Below are 22,804 nucleotides of genomic sequence, written 5' to 3' on the forward strand. Positions count from 1 at the left end.
CGCCCGCACGGGGATCACGCCCCTCCTCGCCCGCGCCCGCCGCGCCCCCGCCAGGCTCCCGGCCCGACCCCCCGGCCCGCCCCCCGGCCCGACGCGGCCCGGCCGGGGCCGGGCCCGCGCCCGGCCGTGCGCCGCGTGCGCGTCAGCCTCGCGGCGTAGGCTGGAGACCCCCGGCCGCTCGGCGTGCCGGGCCGTTCGCGTTGCCCGGGCGGGCCTTCGGGGCCCGGGGCAGCACCAGCCACGGGACGAAGAAGAGACTCCAGATGAGCCTGACCGGACTGCTCGATGTCGTCGCGCGGGACGCGGCGCTCGCCGAGGCGATCGAGGCCGCGACCGCCACCGGTGCCGCGGCCGGCGGCCGCCGCCATCTCGACCTGGTCGGACCGCCCGCCGCCAGGCCGTTCGCGATCGCCGCACTGGCCCGTGCGCTCGCCGGCCAGGCGGCGGGGGAACGCGGCCGACCGGTGCTGGCCGTCACCGCCACTGGCAGGGAGGCCGAGGACCTCGCCGCCTCCCTGCGCTCGCTGCTGCCGCCGGACGCGGTCGCCGAGTACCCGGCCTGGGAGACGCTGCCGCACGAGCGGCTGTCGCCGCGTTCGGACACGGTGGGCCGCCGGCTGGCGGTGCTCCGCCGGATCGTCCACCCGCACGCGGTCGACCCTGCGGCCGGTCCGGTGCAGGTGATCGTGGCGCCGGTCCGCTCGGTGCTCCAGCCGCAGGTGAAGGGGCTGGCCGAACTGGAGCCGGTGGCCGTCCAGCGGGGCGAGTCGCACGACCTGGAGAAGGTGGCCGGGAAGCTCGCCGGAGCCGCCTACGCCCGGGTCGAACTGGTCGAGAAGCGCGGCGAGTTCGCGGTGCGCGGCGGAATCCTGGACGTCTTCCCGCCGACCGAGGAGCACCCGCTGCGGGTGGAGTTCTGGGGCGACGAGGTCGAGGAGATCCGCTACTTCAAGGTGGCGGACCAGCGTTCGCTGGAGATCGCCGAGCACGGCCTCTGGGCGCCGCCCTGTCGTGAGCTGCTGCTGACCGACGAGGTCCGGGCCCGGGCCGCCGAGCTGGCGACCGCTCACCCGGGTCTGGCCGAGATCCTGGACAAGATCGCCGAGGGCATCGCGGTCGAGGGCATGGAGTCGTTGGCCCCCGTCCTGGTGGACGACATGGAGCTGCTGCTGGACGTGCTGCCGCTCGGATCGGTCGCGGTGGTCTGCGACCCCGAGCGGGTCCGCACCCGGGCCTCCGACCTGGTGGCGACCAGCCAGGAGTTCCTGCACGCCTCCTGGGTGGCGGCCGCCTCCGGCGGGGACCGGCCGATCGACCTGGAGGCGATCGACGTCTCGGCCGCCTCGCTGCGTTCGCTCGCCGAGGTGCGCGAGCACGCCGCCGAGATCGGCCTGCCCTGGTGGTCGGTCAGCCCGTTCGCCACCAGTGAGTCCTCGGTGCACGAGGTGCTGGAGTTCGACGCCAACACGCTGACGCTGGGCATGCACGCGGTCGAGGCGTACCGGGGCGACACCGCGCGGGCGATCGCCGACGCCAAGGAGCGGCTGGCCGCCGACTGGCGGGTCGTCATGGTGACGGAGGGGCACGGGCCTGCGAGCCGCCTCGCCGAGGTGCTCGGCAACGAGGGCATCCCGGCGCGGCTGGTCGCCGACCTCGCCGAGGCGCCGACCCGGGACGTCGTCTACGTCTCCTGCGGTTCGATCGAGCACGGCTTCGTCGACGAGGCGCTCAAGCTGACCGTGATCACCGAGACCGACCTGTCCGGCCAGAAGTCCTCCACCAAGGACATGCGGCGGATGCCGTCCCGGCGCCGGAACGCGATCGACCCGCTGGCGCTGGCGGCCGGCGACTACGTCGTCCACGAGGCCCACGGCGTCGGCCGGTACGTCGAGATGGTGCAGCGCACCGTGCAGGGCGCCACCCGCGAGTACCTGGTGCTGGAGTACGCGCCGGCCAAGCGGGGCCACCCCGGGGACCGGCTCTTCGTGCCGACCGACCAGCTGGACCAGGTCACCAAGTACGTCGGCGGCGAGGCGCCGACGCTGCACCGGCTGGGCGGCGCGGACTGGGCGAAGACCAAGCAGCGCGCCAAGAAGGCGGTCAAGGAGATCGCCGCCGACCTGATCAAGCTGTACTCGGCGCGGATGGCCGCGCCCGGCCACACCTTCGGGCCGGACACCCCGTGGCAGCGCGAGCTGGAGGACGCCTTCCCGTACGCGGAGACGCCCGACCAGCTGACCACGATCGCCGAGGTCAAGGCGGACATGGAGAAGTCCGTCCCGATGGACCGGCTGATCTGCGGCGACGTCGGCTACGGCAAGACCGAGATCGCCGTCCGGGCGGCCTTCAAGGCGGTGCAGGACGGCAAGCAGGTGGCGGTGCTGGTGCCGACCACGCTGCTGGTGCAGCAGCACTTCTCGACCTTCGCCGAGCGGTACGCCAATTTCCCGGTCACGGTGAAGGCGCTGTCGCGCTTCCAGACCGACAGCGAGGCCAAGGCCGTGCTGGAGGGGCTGTTCGAGGGCTCGGTGGACGTGGTCATCGGCACTCACCGGCTGTTCTCCTCGGAGACCCGCTTCAAGGACCTCGGGCTGGTCATCGTCGACGAGGAGCAGCGGTTCGGCGTCGAGCACAAGGAGCAGCTGAAGAAGCTGCGGGCCAACGTGGACGTGCTCACCATGTCCGCCACCCCGATCCCGCGCACCCTGGAGATGGCCGTCACCGGGATCCGCGAGATGTCCACCATCACCACCCCGCCGGAGGAGCGGCACCCGGTGCTGACCTTCGTCGGTCCGTACGACGAGAAGCAGATCTCGGCCGCGATCCGGCGTGAACTCCTGCGCGAGGGACAGGTGTTCTACATCCACAACCGGGTGGAGTCGATCGACAAGGCGGCCGCCCGGCTGAAGGACCTCGTCCCCGAGGCGCGGGTCGCCACCGCGCACGGGCAGATGGGGGAGACCCAGCTGGAGAAGGTCGTCGTCGACTTCTGGGAGAAGGAGTTCGACGTCCTGGTGTCGACCACGATCGTGGAGTCGGGCATCGACATCTCCAACGCCAACACCCTGATCGTCGAGCGGGGCGACACGTTCGGCCTCTCCCAGCTGCACCAGCTGCGCGGCCGGGTGGGCCGCGGGCGGGAGCGCGGGTACGCGTACATGCTGTACCCGCCGGAGAAGCCGCTGACCGAGACCGCCCACGAGCGGCTGGCGACCATCGCCCAGCACACCGAGATGGGTGCCGGCATGTACGTCGCGATGAAGGACCTGGAGATCCGCGGGGCGGGCAACCTGCTCGGCGGCGAGCAGTCCGGCCACATCGCGGGGGTCGGCTTCGACCTCTACATGCGGATGGTCGGCGAGGCGGTGGCCGAGTTCCGGGAGTCGCTGGCCAACGGCGGCGAGCCGGAGGAGCAGCCGCTGGAGGTGAAGATCGAGCTGCCGGTCGACGCCCACGTGCCGCACGACTACGCGCCCGGCGAGCGGCTGCGGCTCCAGGCGTACCGCTCGATCGCGGCGGTCAACTCGGAGGAGGACATCAAGCAGGTCCGGGACGAGCTGGTCGACCGGTACGGGAAGCTGCCGGAGGCGGTGGAGAACCTGCTGATGGTGGCGGCGCTGCGGCTGTACGCGCGGCGGTGCGGCATCTCGGACATCACGCTGCAGGGCTCCAACGTGCGGTTCGGTCCGGTGGAGCTGCGGGAGTCCCAGCAGCTGCGGCTGAACCGGCTCTACCCGCGCAGCCAGGTGAAGGCGGCGGCCCAGCTGCTGCTGGTGCCGCGGCCGGCCACCGGCCGGATCGGCGGCAAGCCGCTGGTCGGGCGGGAGCTGCTGGCGTGGTGCCGGGAGTTCCTGTCGGCGATGTTCGACGACCTGGCGGGGTCGAAGAAGCAGTAGCCGGGTCCTCCGGTGAGCGGCGGTCCCGGGCGGTGACGCCCGGGGCCGCCGTTTCCGTTCCGGCCGCCGCGACCGCCGGGCGGTCCGGGGCGGGGCTGTCGGGGGAGGAGGCTGTGAACAGGGCCGTCAGCCGATCTTCCACTGGCCGACCTGCTGGGCGAAGCCGCTGTCCAGGGCGAACTGGACCTTGTCCAGCTTGGTGCCGTCCGGGATCTCGAAGGCGACGAAGCCCTTGCCCGTCTCGCCGGCGGCGATGTTGGTCGGCGTCTGGAAGGACGGGCCGGCCTTGGTGTCGGCGAGCGTCGCGGAGTACGCCTGGCCCTGGGTGTCGAGCAGCTTGGCGCTGACGAAGGGCGATTCGCCGTAGGCCTTGGAGCCGGTCGGCTTGATCTGGAACTGCACGGCGACGTAGTGCTTGCCGTCCTCCGCCTTGAGGTACTCGTTGCTGCTCGCGGCCGGGTCGACCACCTTCAACGCGGTGACGTCGGCGGTGTTGCCCTTGTCCAGGCTGCCCTTGAGGGCGATGGTGTCGCCGATCTTGGCGGGGGCCTTGGGCGCGTCGGCCGGCTTGGTCTCGGCGGGCTTGCTCTCGGCCGGGGAGGCCGGGGCGGCACTGCCGTCGGCCGCGGCCGGCGCCGCCGCGGAGGTCTGCTTGGCCTCGGTGGAGACGGTGGGGCCGCCGGTCGAGGTGCAGGCGGTCGCGGTGAGGGTGACGAGCGCGGCGCCGAGCAGCAGGGCGGCGGTGCGGCGGGTCGTGGACATGGGGCTCTCCTGGTCTTCCGGTGTGCCGCCTGGTGCGGCGTCGACAGGACAGATCACATCACCTGCTGTGAACGATGTCAACGGAGATTCGTGAAACATCTCCGTTCACGTGTGAACGGTTCGCCGGACCGTGCTGGCTATGCTGTGTGGTCACACCCGTACGCCCCGCCACGCGGCGCAGCCCCCGGGGCCGCCGTCGCCACTGTCGTCGTCGCCGTCGCCGAAGGAGCCCCCCATGCCGGACCGTCCCGAGGTGACCGCCGTCGAGATCGCCCGGCTGGCCGGAGTGGGGCGCGCGGCCGTCAGCAACTGGCGCCGCCGGCACCCCGACTTCCCGCGCCCGGTCGGCGGCACCGACAGCAGCCCGGCCTTCGCGCTCACCGAGGTCGAGGCCTGGCTCCGCGCCCAGGGCAAGATCGCCGAACTGCCGCTGCTCGAACGCGTCTGGCGGCTGGTGGAGACCCTCCGCGACCCGGCGGGCCACCCCGCCGCCCCGCTGGTCCAGGCCGGTGCCGTCCTCCTGCTGCACCACCGCGCACCGGACCGCTGGACCGCCCTCGCGGGAGAGCCGGAGACCAGGCTCGCCATCGCCCTGCCCCGCGCACTGGCCGAGACCGCCGGTACCGCCCTCGGCCCCGACGGCGCCGCCGGCCTCCACCTGCCCGGACTGCTCGGCTCCACCCAGCTGGACCTCGCCCGCCTCCTCACCGAACTCGCCGGCGCCGCGGGCCCCTCCGGCGCCTTCGAACAGCTGCTCACCCGGTACGCCGAGGCCAACACCCGGCAGCTCAGCCCCACCCCGCCGGAGGCCGCCGGGCTGCTCGCCGCCGTCGCCGGAGTGCCCGCCACCGTGCTCGACCCGGCCACCGGCCTCGGCGCCCTGCTGCTCGCCCTCCCGCCGACCACCGGCCGGTACGGCCAGGATGCCGACCCGGTCACCACCGCGCTCGCCCTGCTCCGGCTCGCTCTGCAGACGCCGGCGGCCGACCCCGGGCCGCTCCCGCTGGACCTGCGCGCCGGTGACGCCCTGCGCTCCGACGCCCACCCCGGCCGCACCTTCGAAGCGGTGCTCTGCCAGCCCCCCTACAACGAGCGGGACTGGGGGCACGACGAGCTCCAGTTCGACCGGCGGTGGCCCGGCGGCCTCGTCCCGCCCCGCGGGGAGTCCGAGCTCGCCTGGGTGCTGCACTGCCTCGCCCACACCCGCCCCGGCGGCCTCGCCGCCCTGCTCCTCCCGCCGACCGTCGCCACCCGGCGGGCCGGTCGCCGGGTCCGGGCCGAACTGCTGCGCACCGGCGCCCTGCGCGCCGTCGTCGCCCTCCCGGCCGGCGCCGCACCCCCGTACGGGGTGCCGCTCCACCTCTGGGTGCTGCGCGCCCCGCTCCCCGGGGACGACTTCCGCCACGTGCTGCTGCTGGACGCGGCCTCGGCCTCGCCGTCCTCGGCCGAGGTCGCGGAGGGCGGCCGCGACAAGGTCCGCTGGCCCGAACTGCACCGGACCGTCCTGGACGCCTGGCGCGCCTTCGACCTCGCCGCCCGCGAGGGCCTGCCGCTGCCCCCGGACCGCCCCGGGGAGTACCGGACCATGGCGGCCATCGACCTGCTCGACGACGAGACCGACCTCTCGCCCACCCGTCACGTCCCGCCGGCCGCCCCGCTCGGCGGTGCGGCCGAACTGTCCCACCTCAGCGGCCGGCTGACCGAACTGCTGGACAGCCTGGGCGCGCCCGACGCGCTGCTCCCCGGGCCGACCGGCGCGGGCTCCGCCGCAGGTTCCGGTGCGGGTTCCGGTGCGGGGGGCGCGGGTGCGGGCGCCGGCGCGGTGGTCACGCTGGGGGAGCTGGTCCGGGCCGGGGTGCTGGAGGTGTACTCCTCCGGGACCGGCGCACCCGGAGTGCCGTCCGCCACCGACCCGTCCGGCACGCCCGTGCTGACCGACCAGGACCTCGCCGCCGGGACCCGTCCGGCCGCCGTCCTCGACCGGACGGCCGCGCCCGCCCACGGCGAGCCGCTGACCAGGACCGGCGATGTCGTCGTCCCGGCCCTCGGCGGCGCCGCCGCGCGGGTCGTCGGCCCCGCCGGAGCGCCGTCCGGTGCCGCCCTGGGCCGCCAGCTCCACCTGCTCCGGCCCGACCCGGCCGCCCTCGACCCGCACTTCCTGGCCGGCCACCTGCGTTCCACTGCGGCCGCCCGGCGGGCCACCAGCCACGCCTCCACCACGACCCGCCTCGACATCCGCCGCGTCGAGCTGCCCCGCCTCCCGATCGCCGAACAGCGCCGTCTCGGCGAGGCCTTCGCCCGCCTCGCCGCGTTCGACTCCACCCTGCAGCAGGCCGCCTCGCTCGGCCACGCCCTCACCCAGGCCCTCACCGACGCCCTCGCCACCGGCGCCGCCGAGCCGCCGCACACCCCCTGACGGACCGTCCGGCGGTGCCGCCCGCGACGCACCGGGACCGGGACGGCCGGGGCTCACAGGGTCCACAGGGCTCACGGGGCTCACGGGGCGAGCGGGGCGGCCGGGACCCGGTGACGGCGACGGTGACGGCGGTGCCGGAAGGGATCCCGGCGCGTCGGGTGGTAGCGGTACGGTGTGCTGGGTCGCTCCGTGACCCGGACGGCTGTCGTACTCACCCGCTCAGGAGCACGCATGTCAGGGCAGTACCCCGGGCAGTTCGGACCGCCGCCCGGCGGCGCCTACCCGGGTGGCGCGCCCGCCGGCGGCATACCGGGCGCCGCACCGTACCCCGCACCGCCGACCTGGAGCGGCCCGGTGCCAGCCCAGGCGCGGCCCGTCGGCCCGTACGGCGTGCTCGGCCGGGTGCTGGTGGTCCTCGCCCCGCTCCTCACCATCGGCCTGCTCGGCATGGTGCCGTCCCTGCTGCTGGCGGTCCGCCGGCGCCGGGCGTACGACATCCTCGGCGCGGTCGTCTTCGCCGGACTCTTCCTCACCTACTTCGTCAGCATCGGCATCGCCGGTGACGGCCCCAAGGGCAGCTCGCCCACCGCCGACACCGTCGGCATGGTGATGATGGTGCTGATGTGGTTCGTCCCGCCGGTGCACTTCCTGCTGATGGACCGTGCCGCGGTCTGGGCCGCGGGCCGCCCGCAGCCGCCGGCCCCGGTCGGTCCGCACGGCCTGGCGGCCGCCACCGCTCCCCACCCGGCCCAGCCGGGGTACGGCTACCCGGCGCCCGCCGCCCAGCCGTACGGAACCCCCGCCCAGCCGGCGTACGGCTACCCGGCGCCTGGCGCCCAGCCGTACGGCACTCCTGCCCAGCCGTTCGCGGCCCCCGCGCCGTACCCGCCGGCGCCCGCCCCGGCCGGGCCCGCCGCAGCCGGGGCGGGCGCGTCCGGCCCGGCGACCTCCGACGAGCTGCGCGAGCTCGGCGAACTGCTGCGTCGTCAGGCCCGCGAGGGCCGACCGTGACCGTCGTCCGGGTGATCGACGGCCGGTACCACCTCACCGAGAAGATCGGCCACGGTGGCATGGGCCAGGTCTGGGCGGGTCGCGACGACCGGCTCTCCCGGCCGGTCGCCGTGAAGCTGCTCCGCACCGACCGCCTCCTCGCCGCCGCATCGGACCCCGCCGGCACCGCGGCCGACCCCCGCCGCCCCGGTGACGACCTGCGCCGCCGCTTCCTCCGCGAGTGCCGGACCACCGCGGCGCTCGACCACCCGGGCCTGGTCACCGTCTTCGACGCCGGGGAGGACGGCGGTGAGCTGTACCTCGTCATGCAGCGCGTCACCGGTGTCAGCCTGGCCGACCTGATCGCCGAGGACGCGCCGTTCCCGGTCGAGCGCGCGGTCGCCGTGGCCGCCCAGCTCTGCACGGCGCTGGCCGCCGTCCACGCGGTGCCGGTCGTCCACCGCGACCTGAAGCCCAGCAACGTGATGGTCCGTGAGGACGGCCGGACCGTCCTGCTCGACCTCGGCATCGCCACCGCGCTCGACCCCGAGGCCACCCGCCTCACCCTCACCGGCGTCCCGATCGGCAGCCCGTCCTACATGGCGCCCGAACAGGCGCTGACCGGCACCGTCGACCCGCGCAGCGACCTGTACGCGCTCGGCTGCCTGCTGCACGAGATGCTCGCCGGAGAGGGACCGTTCCGCGCGCCCACCGCGCTGGGCCTGCTGCGCCGGCACGTCGACGACCCGCCGGTGCCGTTGCGCGAGCTGCGCCCCGAGGTGCCGGAGCCGCTGGAGCGGCTGGTCCTCGACCTGCTCGCCAAGCGGCCGGAGGACCGCCCGGCCGACGCGCAGGAGGTGCACGGACGGCTGCTCCCGTTGCTGCCCGCGGCCCTGTCGGTGCCGCAGCCCCGGTACGGACCGCTGCCCGATCCGGCCCGGCCCTACCGGTACCCGGTGCAGCCGCAGCCCCGTCCGGCCGGTTCGGCGGCTTCGGCGCAGCCCGCGCAGTCGGCACCGCCTGCGCCTCCGCGGGCCGAGCCGCCGCCGTTCCTGATGGCCGGTGCGCCGAGCCGGCCTGCCCGGATCCAGCCTGCCCTGGTCCCGCCGGTCGCGGCCCCGGCGTGGGCCCCCGCCCCCGCCCCGGCTCCGGCACCGGGCGACCCGGCGGAGGACGACCTCGCGGCGGCCTGCGCGCGGCTCTCCGACCTGGTCGACGCCGGGCGGCGGGCCGAGGTGCTCGACGTCGCCGCCCGGCTGCTGCCCCGGGTCCGGGCCGAGCTCGGCGACGGTGCGGCGCTGGCCCGCACGGTCCGGACGATCTACGCCCGCACCCTGCTGCAGGAGCGGCGCCACCGCGAGGCGCTGCCGGAGTACCGGCTGCTCGCCGCCACCGCGGAGGGCGGCCCGCACGGCCGGGCGGCCCTGGAGCACCGCCACCGGGCCGCCGAATGCCTGGAGCAGCTCGGCCAGGTCGCCGAGGCGCTCGCCGAGTACCGGACCCTGCTCGACGGCTGGCCGGACGCCGACCAGGAACGGGTACTGGACCTGCGTGAGCGGATCGGCGCGCTGCTCGTGGCACTCGGGGAGACGGAGGCGGCCTGGTCGTGGCTGCTCCAGCTGCTCTTCGACCGTGAGCGCCGGGAGGGTCCGCACCACCCGGCCGTCCGGCGGCTCCGCCAGACGCTCGACTCCCTGCAGCCCCACCGCGCCACCGGCACGCCCGACCCCCGCGCCACGCCCTGGCCGCCGTCCCACCGTTGACCGTGCCGGCCGTGCGCGACCGTGCCGGCCGCCCCTGACCGCACGCCGTCCGTGGCCCGCACCCGCCGTGAGCCGCCGGGCGGGGCTCCGACCCGTTCCGTCCCGCTCCCTGCCCTGCCCTGCTCTGCCCTGCCCCGCTCCCTGACCGCACCCCGCCAGGCCGGGGAGCGTGGGCGGCGGCTTACGCCCGCCGGGTCCGTCGGTGGCGCTGCGGGTGCTACGTGTGCCGCGGGCTCCGGGGTGCGGAACGGCGGTCGGCGGGGCCGACCTCCTGTGCGCGGGCATGACTTTCGACAGATCCGCGGACCGCGACGCGTTCCGTAGGGTCGTGCGGATGTGGACGAGTGCGCGGTGGGTGGACCGGGGGCTGCTGGCGGTGGCCGCGGTGGCGGTCGGGCTGAGCCCGGTGGCCGTCTGGTGGGTGGTGCCCGCGATCGGGGCGGCGTTCCTGGCCGGCCTGCGGATGGACCGGGTGCGTCCGGCGGTGGTGGTGCTGGCCGTACTGGTCACCGTCGGAGTGCTGGCGGCGGTCGCGGTGCCGGCGTGGATGGTGGCGGGGACGTCGTTCGTGTCCCTGCTGGTCTGCGCCGGGATGGCGCCCTGGATGGTGGGCCGGTTCTGGCGGCAGTCGCAGGAGCTGGTGCGGGCCGGCTGGGAACGGGCGGAGCGGCTGGAGCGTGAGCAGCAGCTGGTCGCCGAGCAGGCCCGGATGCGCGAGCGGGCCCGGATCGCGCAGGACATGCACGACGCACTCGGCCACGACCTGAGCCTGATCGCCCTGCGGGCCGGTGCGTTGAAGCTGGCGCCCGACCTCGCCGCCCCGCATCGCGAGGTGGCCCGGGAGATCAGGGCGGGCGCGGCGGCCGCCGTCGAGCGCCTCGGCGAGGTGATCGGGATCCTGCGGGAGGAGGCGGACGGGCCCGCCGCCCGGGGCCCAGCCGACGTGGGCGTGCCGCAGCTGGTGGCCGAGTCGGCGGCGGCCGGGCTGGACGTCCGGTTCACCCTCGACGGTGAACCGGGCGGCCTGCCGCTGGCGGCCGAGCACGCCGCGTACCGGGTGGTCCAGGAGGCGCTGACGAACGCCGCCAAGCACGCCCCGGGAGCCCCGGTCACGGTGCAGGTGGCGTACGCGCCGGACGGCGCCCGGATCCTGGTGGCCAACGGTCCGGCGGCGCCGGGCGCGGCGGCGGGTCCGGCGCCCGCACCGGGCAGCGGTGGCCGGGGGCTGATCGGCCTGGCCGAGCGGGTCCGGCTGGCGGGCGGCACGTTCGGCCACGGGCCGGGGGCGGGCGACCCAGGGGGCTTCGAGGTGTCCGCGTACCTGCCCCGGTCCGGTGCGCCGGTGGCTCCGACACCTGGTCCGGCCGTCGTGTCGCCGGCCCGGGAACTGCGGCACGCCCGGCGCCGGGTGGGCCGGATGATGGTGGCGGTCGTCCTGGCGCCGCTGGCCACGGCGCTGGTGCTGACCGCCGGCCTGCGGGGGTGGACGATCTACTCCACCGGCCGCGCCGTACTGGACCCGGCGGACTACGCCATGCTGCGGGTCGGCCAGGACCGGGCGACGGTCCAGCGATTTCTGCCGGAACATCAGTTTCCGTACCATCCGTCCGTGGGCGACCCTCCGCCCCGGGGAGAAGGAGTGACGTGCGAGTACTACGCGATCACGGCCGAGCCGTTCAACAACGACCGCTCCGGGGACGCGTACCGGCTCTGCTTCCAGGGGGACGTGCTGATCTCCCTGGACGCCCTCGTCTCGTGAGCGCCGGATGAGCGCCGGGGCACCGGACCCGGCCTCCGCCCCCGTGCCGGTCCGGGTGGTGATCGCGGACGACGAGCCGATGGTGCGCGCCGGTGTGCGGGCCGTGCTCACGACCGACCCGGGGATCGAGATCGTCGCCGAGACCGGGGACGGCCGGGAGGCGGTCGAGCTGGTCCGGCGGCACCGTCCGGACGTCGCCGTGCTGGACATCCGGATGCCCGGCACGGACGGCATCGCCGCCGCCGCCGAGATCCGCCGGGTGGCCGCCACCACCCGGACCGGGGCCCCCACCGGGATCGTCATGCTGACGACGTTCGGCGAGGACGACTACATCCTGCGGGCCCTCGGCGGCGGTGCCAACGGCTTCCTGATCAAGTCGGGCGAGCCCGAGGAGCTGATCGCCGGGGTGCGGGCGGTGGCGGACGGTGCCGCGTACCTCTCACCCAGGGTGGCCGCCCGGGTGGTGGCCCACCTCGCCGCCGGGACCGCCGGACCGGCCGACCGTCGCACCGCCGCCCGTGAACAGGTGGCCGGGCTCACCACCCGGGAGCGGGACGTGCTGGCGCTGGTCGCGGCCGGGCTGTCCAACGGTCAGATCGCCCGCCGGATCGGCGTGGTGGAGGGCACCGTGAAGGGCCACGTGAGCTCCGTCCTGGCGCGGCTGGGGGTGGCCAACCGGGCGGCGGCCGCCGTGCTCGCCCACGAGGCCGGTCTGACCGAGGCCCCCCGGGCCTGACGCCGGGACCCGGGGCCCGGCCGGGGGCGACGCTGCGGACGGGGCGGTTATGGCGGTCATGGCGGACGGGGCGGTCGCGGCGGACGCTGCGGGCGCCACCGGGACGGCCGGTGTGACGGGAGCGGGGCCCGGGGCCCGCAGCAGCGGGCCGAGCAACCGGACCCCGCCCAGAGCGCCGACCGCCACCGTCGCCGGAGCGAGCAGGGCGACGACCACCGCCGCCGTGACCGTCCCGCCCAGGGCGGCCCCGGCGAGCACGTCGTGCGGGTAGTGCACGCCCGCCGCGACCCGCAGGGCGGCGGTGCCGAGGCCGACCGGGAGGACCAGCCAGGTCCAGCGCGGGCGCAGCAGCACCAGTCCGGCGGCCAGCGCGACGGCCAGGGTCGCGTGGTTGCTGGGGAACGACCAGTCCCCGGGCGGCGGGCACTCGGCGAGAGCGGTGGCCGGCAGACCGGACAGCGCGCGGCAGGGCCGTTCCTCGTCGATCACGACCTTCAGTGCCTCGCTCGCCGCGTACGCGAGGACCGTGCCGAGGCCGGTGAGCGCCACGCCCGCGACCGTACGGGTGTCCCGTCGCCGCCGCGCCGTCCACCAGCAGAGCACCAGCAGCAGGCCCAGCACCAGCAGTCCGGCCTCGGTCGCGGGCTCCAGCAGCCCGACGAGCCGGTCCGGTGCGTCGGCGACGGCGTCCGCCACCCGCCGGTAGCCGGCGGCCGAGGCGCCGGCGACCACCCGGACCGGCTCGTCGCCGCCACCGCGCTCGGGCGCCAGAACGCCGACCAGGCCGGTCCCCAGCGCAGGAAGCCCGACCGCGAGGGCCACCCGCGCACCGGTCGTCCGCCCGCCCGCCGTCCGCCCGCCCGCCGTCCGTCTCCTGTCCGTTCGCTCCCCGGCCGCTCGCCTCCCGGGGGTGTCGGCCCGGCTCGCTCTGTCACCCCTGCTGTCCGTGTTTCCCCTGACCGTTTTCGACATGATCGGGACGGTAGGAGCAGTGGGCAGGCCACGGCCCGACCCGAAAGTCAGACGACGACCCCGACGATCGTCAGGGTTGACGCCCGGGTTGCTCCGTACGGATGACCCGTTCGGGCCACGGTCCGCGCCGGGGCCGCCGGCCCGGCCTAGGCTCGGGGCGAACGCCGGGCCGCTCGTGGCCTCGCCCCTCGCCGTCCCGCCGGGCCGTCGCCCCGGAAGCCTCCCGGAGGCCCGCCATGCACCGTCGTCGGACCGCCGTCGCCGGTGCCCTGCTGGCCGCCGCGGCGTTGACCGCCTGCGGGAGCCCCGGGCTGACGGCGGGCACCGCGGCACTGCTCGGCGGTCGGCGGATCCCGGTCGGGGCGGTGGAGGCCCGGGTGGCCGAACTCCGGCACGTGACCGGCGGCGCGTCGGCAGACGCACGGCACGAGCCGGACGGGCTGGTCCGGCGGGCCGTCACCGACCTGGTGCTCGACGCGGTGGTGGCCCGGGCGGTGGCCGAACGGGGGCCGGCGGTCGGTGCCGCCGAGGTGGCGGCGGCCCGCGCGGCGGAGGAGGAACGGTACGGCGGCGGGGAGCCGCTGGTCAGGGCACTGGCCGCGCTGGGCGTACCGGGCGGGGCGATCGACGACTACGTCCGCCGACGGCTGGGCATCCGCCGCCTCGCCGCCGCGGCCGGTGAGGACGCCGGTACCCCGGCGGGCGACAGGGCGGTCCGCCGGGCGCTGGCCGCCGCCGCGACCGCCCTCCAGCTGCGCGTCAACCCCCGCTACGGGACCTGGGACCCGGACCACGTCACGCTCGCCCCCACCACCCACCCCTGGCTGACCCGCTGACCGCAGCAGGCGAGGCCGGCGCGGTGCGGAGCGGGAGGTCGGCGGGTCCGGCTTTCCGCGTGGTGGGTGTGGCCGGGTGCTCGGCGTGGTGCGGAGCGGGAGGTCGGCGGGTCCGGCTAGCTGCGCCGGCGGGCGCGGTGGGGGTGGCCCGGCGGTTGTGGCCGGGGGTGCCCGGCGGGACGTGGAGCAGGGCGTCGGCGAGGTCGGCCGGCCGCTCGGGGCCGGGCCGGGGGGAGGCGAAACCCGGGAGCGGGGAGGCTGCGGTGCCGGGTAGGTTCGGGGGTGTGACGACGAATCCTCCGGGCGCGAAGCTGGTCCTCCTCACCACCACTCACCGGGTGGCCCCCGGCCTGCTCTCCTGGCCCGCCTGGGAGGCACTGCGGTCGGCGGGGCGGGTGCTCGCGGGGGACGCCGGGCATCCGCAGCTCGCTCCCGTGCGCCAGGCCGGCGTCGAGGTGGAGGTCGTGGCGCCCGGCTCCGCGCCGGCGCTGGCCAGGCTGCTGACCGGCCAGCCGGCCGGGGCGGGCCCGACGGTCTGGCTGGGCGGCCCGGACGGCGATCCCGGGCTGACCGACGCGCTGGCGCGCCTCGCGGTGGAGCACGCGGGCGAGGTGCCGGAGATCGAGGTGCTGCCCGGCTCGTACGACCTGCCGGGCGCCCGCCTGCTGGACCTGGTCTCCGTGATGGACCGCCTCCGCTCGCCGGGCGGCTGCCCGTGGGACGCCGAGCAGACCCACGCCAGTCTGGTGAAGTACCTGGTCGAGGAGGCCTACGAGCTGGTCGAGGCGATCGAGGAGGGCGACCGCGACACGCTCCGCGAGGAGCTGGGGGACGTCCTGCTGCAGGTCTTCTTCCACTCCCGGATCGCCGAGGAGCACCCCACGGACCCCTTCTCGGTGGACGACGTGGCGGGTGACATCGTCGAGAAGCTGATGTACCGCCACCCGCACGTGTTCGGGGACGCCGAGGCGGCGGGTTCGGCCGAGGTGGAGGCGAACTGGGAGACGCTGAAGGCCGCGGAGAAGTCGGATCGCGAGTCGGTGCTGGACGGCGTGCCGGCCGGGCTGCCGTCGCTGGCGTACGCGGCGAAGCTGGTGTCGCGGGTGCGCCGGTCCGGGTTCGGGGGCGTGCCGGACGAGGCGTACGAGCTGCCCGCGGAGCTCACGGCGGAGTCGGCGGGCGGGCTGCTGCTCGCGGTGGCCCAGCGCGCGCACGACGCGGGGGTGGACGTGGACGCGGCGCTGCGGGCGGCGGCACGCGGCTACCGCGACGCCGTCCGTGCGGCCGAGGGCCTCAAGCCCGAGTAGCCGACCGAGGCCGAGTAGTCCGCGCCGCCCGCGCGGCCCGAGCAGCCCGAGTAGCCCGTTCCGCCCGCGCGGCCGGCTCCGCCCGCGCCCCCGCCCCCTCAGACCCGCGCGACGTCCTCCACGGGCCGCCGCCGCTGCGCCGGGACGACCTCGCCGATCGCCTCGCCGACCAGCGCGACCAGTTCCGCGAGCCGCTCCAGGTCGAGGTGGGCGGGCAGTTCGGCGAGCGAGACGATCCGCTCGCCGCCCGGTCCGGCCACACAGAACAGGTCGATCGGTCCCAGGTGCTTCTCGGCGGTGTCGACGAGGGCGGCGACGTCGCTGGGGCGGCGGATGTCGCCGCAGACGCCGACGACCGGACAGCCCGGTCGGTCGAGCTCCGTCGCGAGGTCCTCGGCGATGCCGACCTGCTGGTCGGCGATGAGGAGCCCGGCGGCTCCGGCGGCCGTGAACCTGCGGGCGAGGTCGGCCCCCGACCCGCCGTTGAGTACTGCGATCACGACGACCGAACCGGTGACCCGCATGGTGTTGCTCCTCCCTGTGGGCGGCTCCGCACCGGCGCCCACGGACATCTTGCGGAGGATCGTAGGCACGTCCTGACCCCCCGCAACAGGGAATACCCCTCAGGTGACCAGGCTCACGCCTCCCGGGTCCGGAGTACACCCGGGATACCGTCCTCCCATGCCAGTTCAGCCCGCCTCCGACCGCCCTCCGCTCTTCACCTGGGAGTTCGCCGCCGACCCGTACCCGGCGTACGCCTGGCTCCGGGAGCACGAGCCGGTGCACCGCACCACCCTGCCGAGCGGGGTGGAGGCGTGGCTGGTGACGCGGTACGCGGACGCCCGGCAGGCGCTGGCGGACGGCCGGCTCTCGAAGAACCCGGTGCACCACAGCGGGCAGGCGCACCGCACCGGCCGGGTGGGCATCCCGGGGGAGCGCCAGGCCGACCTGATGACGCACCTGCTGAACATCGACCCGCCGGACCACACCCGGCTGCGCCGCCTGGTGTCGAAGGCGTTCACGCCGCGCCGGGTGGCGGCCTTCGAGCCCCGGGTGCAGCAGCTGACCGACCGGCTGATCGACGGCTTCGCGCAGCGCGGGAGCGCCGACCTCATCCACGAGTTCGCCTTCCCGCTCCCCATCTACGCGATCTGCGACATGCTCGGGGTGCCGCCGGAGGACCAGGACGACTTCCGGGACTGGGCCGGGATGATGATCCGGCACGGCGGTGGTCAGCGCGGTGGCGTGGGGCGCGCGGTGAAGAGGATGCGCGCGTACCTGGCGGAGCTGATCCACCGCAAGCGGGCGGACCCCGGGGACGACCTGATCTCCGGGCTGATCCGGGCCAGCGACCACGGTGAGCACCTCACCGAGAACGAGGCCGCGGCGATGGCCTTCATCCTGCTCTTCGCCGGGTTCGAGACGACCGTCAACCTGATCGGCAACGGCACCTACGCGCTGCTGCGCAACCAGGGGCAGCGGGCGCTGCTCCAGGATTCGATCGCCCGGGGCGAGAGCGGTCTGCTGGAGACCGGGATCGAGGAACTCCTCCGCTACGACGGGCCGGTGGAGCTGGCGACCTGGCGGTTCGCGACCAGCCCACTGACCATCGGCGGAGTGGAGATCCCGGTCGGTGACCCGGTGCTGGTGGTGCTCGCGGCGGCGGACCGCGATCCGGCGCGGTTCGCCGACGAGAACACCCTCGACCTGGCGCGCGCGGACAACCCGCACCTGGGCTTCGGGCACGGCATCCACTACTGCATCGGCGCCCCGCTGGCCCGGTTGGAGGGGAGGGCCGCGCTGGCCACCCTGCTCACCCGGCTGCCCGATCTGCGGCTCGCGGGCAGTCCCGGGGACCTGCGGTGGCGCGGTGGTCTGATCATGCGTGGACTTCGTGAACTTCCGGTGGAATTCACCCCGGAGAAAGCGCCCACGGAGGCTCCTACCGGACCTTCCGCCGACACTCCGGCTGTCGGCTGACCCGGCCCGCGACACGCTGACGGCGGGTCTCCGGCGCGCCTCTGTGCGTGGGTTGAACCACCATCAACCCGGACATAGCGCCTCTGTTGGTGGGCAATCGATCGCCTGACGTGATTTCCGTGTGATACCGACGATATGAGCTTGTGATTGCTCCGCGGATCTGTCTACTCTCCCTGGAGTTCGCAGCTGCGAGCCCCGAGCACGGAACGCCGAGTCCTGCCCGCCGTGCCCCGGGAAACCGACCAGACCCTGGGCAGGGGCGGGGGAACCAGGTTTGTTGCCGTCCCCACGGCTTGGGGTGAAGCCGCCTCGTGCGGCCGGGCCACCTCCCGGTCCGAACCCGACAGCTCACCTCGCAGGCGTGCGGAGAGGGACCTTCATGCTGTTCGTTGGAAACGGCCGTCACCGTCGTCGCACCCAGACCGAGAAGGCCATCGCCGTAGCCGGTGTCGCCGGCGTCGGCCTGGCGATGCCGATCCTCAGCGCCACCGGCGCCTCCGCCGCCCCGGTCTCCACCTGGGACGCCGTCGCCCAGTGCGAGGCGGGCGGCAACTGGAGCATCAACACCGGCAACGGCTTCTACGGCGGCCTGCAGTTCACCTCCAGCACCTGGAAGGCGTTCGGCGGCACCGCGTACGCGCCGCAGGCCAACCAGGCCTCCAAGGCGCAGCAGATCTCGGTGGCGGAGAAGGTCCTCGCCTCGCAGGGCCCGGGCGCCTGGCCGGTCTGCTCCAAGAAGGCCGGTCTGAGCAAGGGCGGCGCCCCGGCGTCGGTCGACACCTCGGCGGACTCCTCGGCGGACGCCAAGCCGGCGGCCCAGCAGCCGACGGCGCCGAAGCACGCCTCGCCGAAGCCCGAGACGCCGAAGCCCGCCCAGCAGCCGCAGCAGGCCCCGAAGCACGCCGCCCCCAAGCCGCAGGCCCAGCCGCAGCAGCAGGCCCCGAAGCCGCAGGCCGAGCAGTACGTGCAGCAGCGCGCCGAGCAGGCCCAGCCGCAGGTGCAGCAGAACGCGCAGGCCCCGTCGTTCGCCGGCAAGGCCGGCTGGGACGCCGACGCGAAGGTGTTCTGGTACCAGAACAACGGCGCCTGGTACTGGACCAGCCACCAGAGCGTCTACCAGCAGTACGCCGCCCCGGCCGCCGCCCAGAGTGCCCCGGCCGCCCAGAGCGCTCCGGCCGCCCAGCAGCGCGCCGGCCACGGCTACACCGTCCAGGCCGGTGACACGCTCGCCGGCATCGCCGCCGGCCAGGGCGTCTCCGGCGGCTGGCAGGCGCTGTACGACGGCAACCGCGGCACGGTCGGCGGCGACCCGGACCTGATCGTCCCCGGCCAGGTGCTGACCCTCGGCTGATGCCGGTCCGCTCCGTCCGGCCCGCACGGTCCGTCCGGCCCGCTCCGTCCGTTCGGGCCGGGCCGGTTCGACCGGGCCGGGCCGTCCGGTCGACGGACCGGCGGCAGGGGGGCGGGGCCGGCCGGTCTCGTCCCCCTTCGTCCGGATCCGGCCCCTCCCCGTGGGTCAACCAGGTGAACTACCGGTGGGTAGCAGTGCCACACGCTGAGACGGGACCGAGGCCGACGTGGCCCGGAGAGCCCGTGCGGTTAGGCTCTGGTCGTAACGACTCCGCAATCGTCCGGCCGACAGCACCCCACCGTCAGCCGAACCGTCTTCCGCTAGGAGATGCCTCGTGCCGTCCATCGATGTCGTCGTAGCCCGTGAGATCCTCGACTCGCGTGGCAACCCCACGGTCGAGGTCGAGGTCGGCCTCGACGACGGCAGCACCGGCCGTGCCGCTGTCCCGTCGGGTGCCTCCACCGGTGCCTTCGAGGCGCTGGAGCTCCGCGACGGCGACAAGAACCGCTACTTCGGCAAGGGCGTGGAGAAGGCCGTCCTGGCCGTCATCGAGCAGATCGGCCCGGAGCTGGTGGGCTACGACGCCACCGAGCAGCGCCTGATCGACCAGGCCATGCTCGACCTGGACGCCACCCCGGACAAGTCCTCGCTGGGCGCCAACGCCATCCTGGGCGTCTCGCTGGCCGTCGCGCACGCCGCCTCCGAGGCCAGCGACCTGCCGCTGTTCCGCTACCTGGGCGGCCCGAACGCGCACGTCCTGCCGGTCCCGATGATGAACATCCTCAACGGCGGCTCGCACGCGGACTCCAACGTCGACATCCAGGAGTTCATGATCGCCCCGATCGGCGCGGAGTCCTTCTCCGAGGCCGTCCGCTGGGGCGTCGAGGTCTACCACACCCTCAAGGGCGTGCTGAAGGAGCGCGGCCTCTCCACCGGCCTGGGCGACGAGGGCGGCTTCGCCCCGAACCTGGACTCCAACCGGGAGGCCCTGGACCTCATCGTCGAGGCCATCCAGAAGGCCGGCTACGTGCCGGGCAAGGACGTCGCGCTGGCGCTGGACGTCGCCTCCTCCGAGTTCTACGAGGACGGCGCCTACCAGTTCGAGGGCAAGGCGCTCACCTCCGCCGAGCTCATCGAGTACTACGCCGGCCTGGTCGCCGCCTACCCGCTGGTCTCCATCGAGGACCCGCTGGACGAGTCCGACTGGGACGGCTGGAAGGCCATGACCGACAAGCTGGGCGACAAGGTCCAGATCGTCGGCGACGACCTGTTCGTCACCAACCCGGCCCGCCTGTCCCGCGGCATCGAGACCGGCACCGCCAACGCGCTGCTGGTGAAGGTGAACCAGATCGGCTCGCTGACCGAGACCCTGGACGCCGTCGAGCTGGCCCAGCGCAACGGCTACCGCTGCATGATGTCGCACCGCTCCGGCGAGACCGAGGACGTCACCATCGCCGACCTGGCCGTCGCGACCAACTGCGGCCAGATCAAGACCGGTGCCCCGGCCCGCTCCGAGCGCGTCGCCAAGTACAACCAGCTGCTGCGCATCGAGGAGATCCTCGACGACGCCGCCGAGTACGCCGGCCGCGGCGCCTTCCCGCGGTTCAAGTACGAGGGCTGACACACACAGCTCCCGCCGGTGCCCCGCCTGTTCACCCCGTAGGGTGGACGGCGGGGCACCGTCGCGACCAGGAGGGGACACCGGAGATGGCAGGCTGGAGGATCCCGGGCTTGGCGGCCCGGCCTCGGTTCACGAGCCGGGCGACCGTCCTCGTCCTGGTGCTCTGCTCACTGGTGGCGATCCTGGCGTACCCGACCCGGCAGTTCATCTCCCAGCGCTCCGAGATCACCGCGCAGCGGGCCAAGGCCGAGCACGCCCGGCAGCAGGTCGAGCAGCTCCGCCGGGAGAAGGCCCGCTGGCAGGACCCGGAGTACGTCAAGGTCCAGGCCCGCGCCCGGCTGCACTACGCGATGCCGGGGGAGACCCCGTACATCGCGGTGGACCCGGCCGCCCCGGGCGGGTCCGGGTCGTCCCTCGGCGCACCGCCGCCCGCGCAGGACCCGGCCGCCGGGCCGGTCAAGACCGGCAGGCCCTGGTACGCCAGCGTCTGGGACTCGGTGGACGCCGCCGCCACCGTCGCGGCGGCCCCCGCCCGGGCTCCGGCCGCCGCCTCCGCCCCTCCCTCACCACCCGCCCCCGTCCCCGCCGGAGACAGCTCCCCCCATGACCACTGAGAACCACCCCACCGTCTCCGACGAGGACGTCGCGGCCATCGCCGCGCAGCTCGGCCGGGTCCCGCGCGGCCTGCGCGGCGTGGCCCACCGCTGCCCCTGCGGCAACCCGGACGTCGTGGAGACCGCTCCCCGGCTGCCGGACGGCACGCCGTTCCCGACGCTGTACTACCTGACCTGCCCCAAGGCCGCCTCGCTGATCGGCACCCTGGAGGCGGACGGCGTGATGAAGGACCAGACGGCCCGGCTGGCCGAGGACCCGGAGCTGGCCGCCGCGTACCAGGGGGCGCACGAGGACTACATCGCCCGCCGCGACGCCATCGAGGTGCTGGAGGGCTTCCCGAGCGCCGGCGGCATGCCGGACCGGGTCAAGTGCCTGCACGTGCTGGTCGGCCACTCGCTGGCGGCCGGCGAGGGCGTCAACCCGCTGGGCGACGAGGCGATCGGCATGCTGGAGGACTGGTGGGCCAAGGGCCCCTGCGTCTCCGCCGACGAGGTCGCCGAGGCCGGTGCGCGGGTGGCCCGCAACCGGGCCAAGGACCAGGACAACGCGGCCGTGATCGCGGCCAAGGAGCAGAAGGCCGTCGAGCGGGCCGCCAAGCGGGCCGCCCAGGAGGCCGGGGAGGCCGGGGAATGACCGTCACCAGGGTCGCCGCGATCGACTGCGGCACCAACTCGATCCGGCTGCTGGTCGCCGACCTCGACCCGGAGACCGGGGCGATCACCGACCTCGACCGGCGGATGGTCATCAACCGGCTCGGCCAGGGCGTCGACCGGACCGGCCGGCTGCACCCGGACGCGCTGGCCCGCACCTTCGCGGCCTGCCGGGAGTACGCGGAGGTCGTCTCCGGCTTCGGGGTCGGCCCCGAGCGGATCCGCTTCGTGGCCACCAGCGCATCCCGGGACGCCGAGAACAGCGCCGAGTACATCGAGGGCGTGCGCGACATCCTGGGCGTCGAGCCCGAGGTGGTCAGCGGCGAGGAGGAGGCCCACCTCTCCTTCGTCGGGGCCACCAAGGAGTTCACCGGCGGTCAGTTCCCGGCGCCGTACCTGGTCTTCGACCTGGGTGGCGGCTCGACCGAGTTCGTGCTCGGCGACGAGGACGTGCGGGCCGCGCGTTCGGTGGACATCGGCTGCGTCCGGCTGACCGAGCGCCACTTCGGCGGCGCCGAGCTGCCCTCGGACGAGCAGGTGGCGGACGCGCGCGCGCACGTCCGGGCCGAGCTGGACCGGGCGGAGGAGGCCGTCCCGCTGACCGGGGCGGCCACCCTGGTCGGCCTGGCCGGGACGGTCACCACCATCTCGGCGATCGCCCAGGACCTGCCCGGGTACGACTCCGAGGCGATCCACCACTCCCGGATGAGCCGCGACGAGGTGGCCGCGATCGCCGACCGGCTGCTGCACGCCACCCACGCGGAGCGGGCGGCGATCCCCTCGATGCACCCGGGCCGGGTGGACGTGATCGCCGCCGGCGCGCTGGAGCTGCTGGAGATCATGGAGCGGACCGGCGCCGCCGAGGTGGTCGTCAGCGAGCACGACATCCTGGACGGCATCGCCTGGAGCATCGCCTCCTGACCGCGCGCCGCCCGCGGCCTGCTGTTCCACCGGCCCCGGGGCCCCGCCACGGGCCCCGGGGCCGGGGCGCGCCCGGGCCCGTGCGGGAAAGTTCGTGAATTTCTTCACATGGAGATCCGCCCTTTCGCCGCCCCGAGCGGTCCGGTCCGTCCGATATGTGGGACCGAAGGCCCGTTCGGCATGATGCCCGCTGGATCGCAGGTTCCGTCGCACCAGAGGTTTGAAAATC

The 22,804-nt window shown here is 75.1% G+C and carries 16 protein-coding genes, 1 pseudogene and 1 riboswitch; of the genes and pseudogenes, 14 read left to right on the forward strand and 3 right to left on the reverse strand.

Translation table 11 applies throughout. The annotated features are described in order from the left end of the window. Positions 1–263: 263 nt before the first annotated feature. On the forward strand, positions 264–3,896 hold the full coding sequence (gene mfd / locus OG550_RS22185) for a transcription-repair coupling factor (protein WP_327680163.1): 3,633 nt from the start codon (positions 264–266) through the stop codon (positions 3,894–3,896). A 126-nt stretch (positions 3,897–4,022) separates the two neighbouring features. Here mfd and OG550_RS22190 read toward each other — a convergent pair whose 3' ends face one another. Beyond that, on the reverse strand, positions 4,023–4,658 hold the full coding sequence (locus OG550_RS22190; RefSeq protein WP_327680165.1) for a DUF4352 domain-containing protein: 636 nt from the start codon (positions 4,656–4,658) through the stop codon (positions 4,023–4,025). Positions 4,659–4,893: 235 nt separating this feature from the next. Here OG550_RS22190 and OG550_RS22195 point away from each other — a divergent pair, with 235 nt between their 5' ends. From OG550_RS22195 to OG550_RS22215, 5 genes are all read left to right on the forward strand, one after another. Continuing rightward, positions 4,894–7,074, forward strand: coding sequence for an N-6 DNA methylase (locus tag OG550_RS22195; protein WP_327680167.1), 2,181 nt, complete (start codon positions 4,894–4,896; stop codon positions 7,072–7,074). A 231-nt stretch (positions 7,075–7,305) separates the two neighbouring features. Beyond that, complete coding sequence (locus OG550_RS22200) at positions 7,306–8,085, forward strand: hypothetical protein (protein WP_327680169.1); 780 nt, start codon at positions 7,306–7,308, stop codon at positions 8,083–8,085. Next, positions 8,082–9,827: a serine/threonine-protein kinase gene (locus OG550_RS22205; protein WP_327680171.1), complete on the forward strand. Its 1,746-nt coding sequence runs from the start codon at positions 8,082–8,084 to the stop codon at positions 9,825–9,827. The genes OG550_RS22200 and OG550_RS22205 overlap by 4 nt, the downstream gene beginning before the upstream one ends. A gap of 334 nt (positions 9,828–10,161) precedes the next feature. Next, a complete protein-coding gene (locus tag OG550_RS22210) occupies positions 10,162–11,586 on the forward strand; it encodes a sensor histidine kinase (RefSeq protein WP_327680173.1) in 1,425 nt (474 codons plus the stop codon). A 7-nt stretch (positions 11,587–11,593) separates the two neighbouring features. Beyond that, on the forward strand, positions 11,594–12,322 hold the full coding sequence (locus tag OG550_RS22215) for a response regulator transcription factor (protein WP_327680174.1): 729 nt from the start codon (positions 11,594–11,596) through the stop codon (positions 12,320–12,322). Between the two features lie 267 nt (positions 12,323–12,589). On the opposite strand, the pseudogene OG550_RS22220 reads toward OG550_RS22215, so the two are convergent. Then, positions 12,590–13,294: pseudogene (locus OG550_RS22220) on the reverse strand (phosphatase PAP2 family protein); the annotation flags it as partial. A 236-nt stretch (positions 13,295–13,530) separates the two neighbouring features. Here OG550_RS22220 and OG550_RS22225 point away from each other — a divergent pair. Both OG550_RS22225 and OG550_RS22230 read left to right on the forward strand, forming a co-directional pair. Beyond that, entirely contained in the window at positions 13,531–14,130 is a 600-nt protein-coding gene (locus tag OG550_RS22225) for a hypothetical protein (protein ID WP_327680177.1), read from the forward strand. 284 nt (positions 14,131–14,414) lie between these two features. After that, positions 14,415–15,437, forward strand: coding sequence for a MazG family protein (locus OG550_RS22230; protein ID WP_327680179.1), 1,023 nt, complete (start codon positions 14,415–14,417; stop codon positions 15,435–15,437). A gap of 98 nt (positions 15,438–15,535) precedes the next feature. On the opposite strand, the gene OG550_RS22235 is transcribed toward OG550_RS22230, so the two are convergent. Continuing rightward, the gene (locus tag OG550_RS22235) at positions 15,536–15,961 is read right to left on the reverse strand and encodes an SDR family NAD(P)-dependent oxidoreductase (protein WP_327680181.1); all 426 of its coding nucleotides are present in this window, start codon (positions 15,959–15,961) and stop codon (positions 15,536–15,538) included. Positions 15,962–16,118: 157 nt separating this feature from the next. On the opposite strand from OG550_RS22235, the gene OG550_RS22240 reads away from it, so the two are divergent. The 6 genes from OG550_RS22240 (at position 16,119) to OG550_RS22265 (ending at position 22,575) form a co-directional block, all read left to right on the forward strand. Then, positions 16,119–17,417 carry a cytochrome P450 family protein gene (locus OG550_RS22240; protein WP_327680183.1) on the forward strand — a complete coding sequence of 433 codons (1,299 nt, stop codon included), beginning with the start codon at positions 16,119–16,121 and terminating at the stop codon, positions 17,415–17,417. A gap of 230 nt (positions 17,418–17,647) precedes the next feature. Further along, positions 17,648–17,795, forward strand: a riboswitch (cyclic di-AMP (ydaO/yuaA leader). A 1-nt stretch (position 17,796) separates the two neighbouring features. Next, the gene (locus OG550_RS22245) at positions 17,797–18,768 is read left to right on the forward strand and encodes a LysM peptidoglycan-binding domain-containing protein (protein WP_327680185.1); all 972 of its coding nucleotides are present in this window, start codon (positions 17,797–17,799) and stop codon (positions 18,766–18,768) included. Between the two features lie 334 nt (positions 18,769–19,102). Further along, on the forward strand, positions 19,103–20,389 hold the full coding sequence (gene eno / locus OG550_RS22250) for a phosphopyruvate hydratase (protein ID WP_327680187.1): 1,287 nt from the start codon (positions 19,103–19,105) through the stop codon (positions 20,387–20,389). A gap of 110 nt (positions 20,390–20,499) precedes the next feature. Next, on the forward strand, positions 20,500–21,003 hold the full coding sequence (locus OG550_RS22255) for an FtsB family cell division protein (RefSeq protein ID WP_327680189.1): 504 nt from the start codon (positions 20,500–20,502) through the stop codon (positions 21,001–21,003). Next, entirely contained in the window at positions 20,993–21,637 is a 645-nt protein-coding gene (locus OG550_RS22260; protein WP_327680191.1) for a DUF501 domain-containing protein, read from the forward strand. Before OG550_RS22255 ends, OG550_RS22260 begins: the two co-directional genes overlap by 11 nt. Beyond that, positions 21,634–22,575 (forward strand): Ppx/GppA phosphatase family protein, encoded by a 942-nt coding sequence (locus OG550_RS22265; RefSeq protein WP_327680193.1) that lies wholly within the window; start codon positions 21,634–21,636, stop codon positions 22,573–22,575. Before OG550_RS22260 ends, OG550_RS22265 begins: the two co-directional genes overlap by 4 nt. Positions 22,576–22,804: the final 229 nt, after the last annotated feature.

The organism is Kitasatospora sp. NBC_00458, from assembly GCF_036013975.1.
Lineage (GTDB): Bacteria > Actinomycetota > Actinomycetes > Streptomycetales > Streptomycetaceae > Kitasatospora.

Coding starts and splice junctions, on each gene's coding strand:
- mfd (WP_327680163.1), top strand. CDS start 264: ATGAGCCTGACCGGACTGCTCGATGTCGTCGCGCGGGACGCGGCGCTC.
- OG550_RS22190 (WP_327680165.1), bottom strand. CDS start 4,658: ATGTCCACGACCCGCCGCACCGCCGCCCTGCTGCTCGGCGCCGCGCTC.
- OG550_RS22195 (WP_327680167.1), top strand. CDS start 4,894: ATGCCGGACCGTCCCGAGGTGACCGCCGTCGAGATCGCCCGGCTGGCC.
- OG550_RS22200 (WP_327680169.1), top strand. CDS start 7,306: ATGTCAGGGCAGTACCCCGGGCAGTTCGGACCGCCGCCCGGCGGCGCC.
- OG550_RS22210 (WP_327680173.1), top strand. CDS start 10,162: ATGTGGACGAGTGCGCGGTGGGTGGACCGGGGGCTGCTGGCGGTGGCC.
- OG550_RS22215 (WP_327680174.1), top strand. CDS start 11,594: ATGAGCGCCGGGGCACCGGACCCGGCCTCCGCCCCCGTGCCGGTCCGG.
- OG550_RS22225 (WP_327680177.1), top strand. CDS start 13,531: ATGCACCGTCGTCGGACCGCCGTCGCCGGTGCCCTGCTGGCCGCCGCG.
- OG550_RS22235 (WP_327680181.1), bottom strand. CDS start 15,961: ATGCGGGTCACCGGTTCGGTCGTCGTGATCGCAGTACTCAACGGCGGG.
- OG550_RS22240 (WP_327680183.1), top strand. CDS start 16,119: ATGCCAGTTCAGCCCGCCTCCGACCGCCCTCCGCTCTTCACCTGGGAG.
- OG550_RS22245 (WP_327680185.1), top strand. CDS start 17,797: ATGCTGTTCGTTGGAAACGGCCGTCACCGTCGTCGCACCCAGACCGAG.
- OG550_RS22260 (WP_327680191.1), top strand. CDS start 20,993: ATGACCACTGAGAACCACCCCACCGTCTCCGACGAGGACGTCGCGGCC.
- OG550_RS22265 (WP_327680193.1), top strand. CDS start 21,634: ATGACCGTCACCAGGGTCGCCGCGATCGACTGCGGCACCAACTCGATC.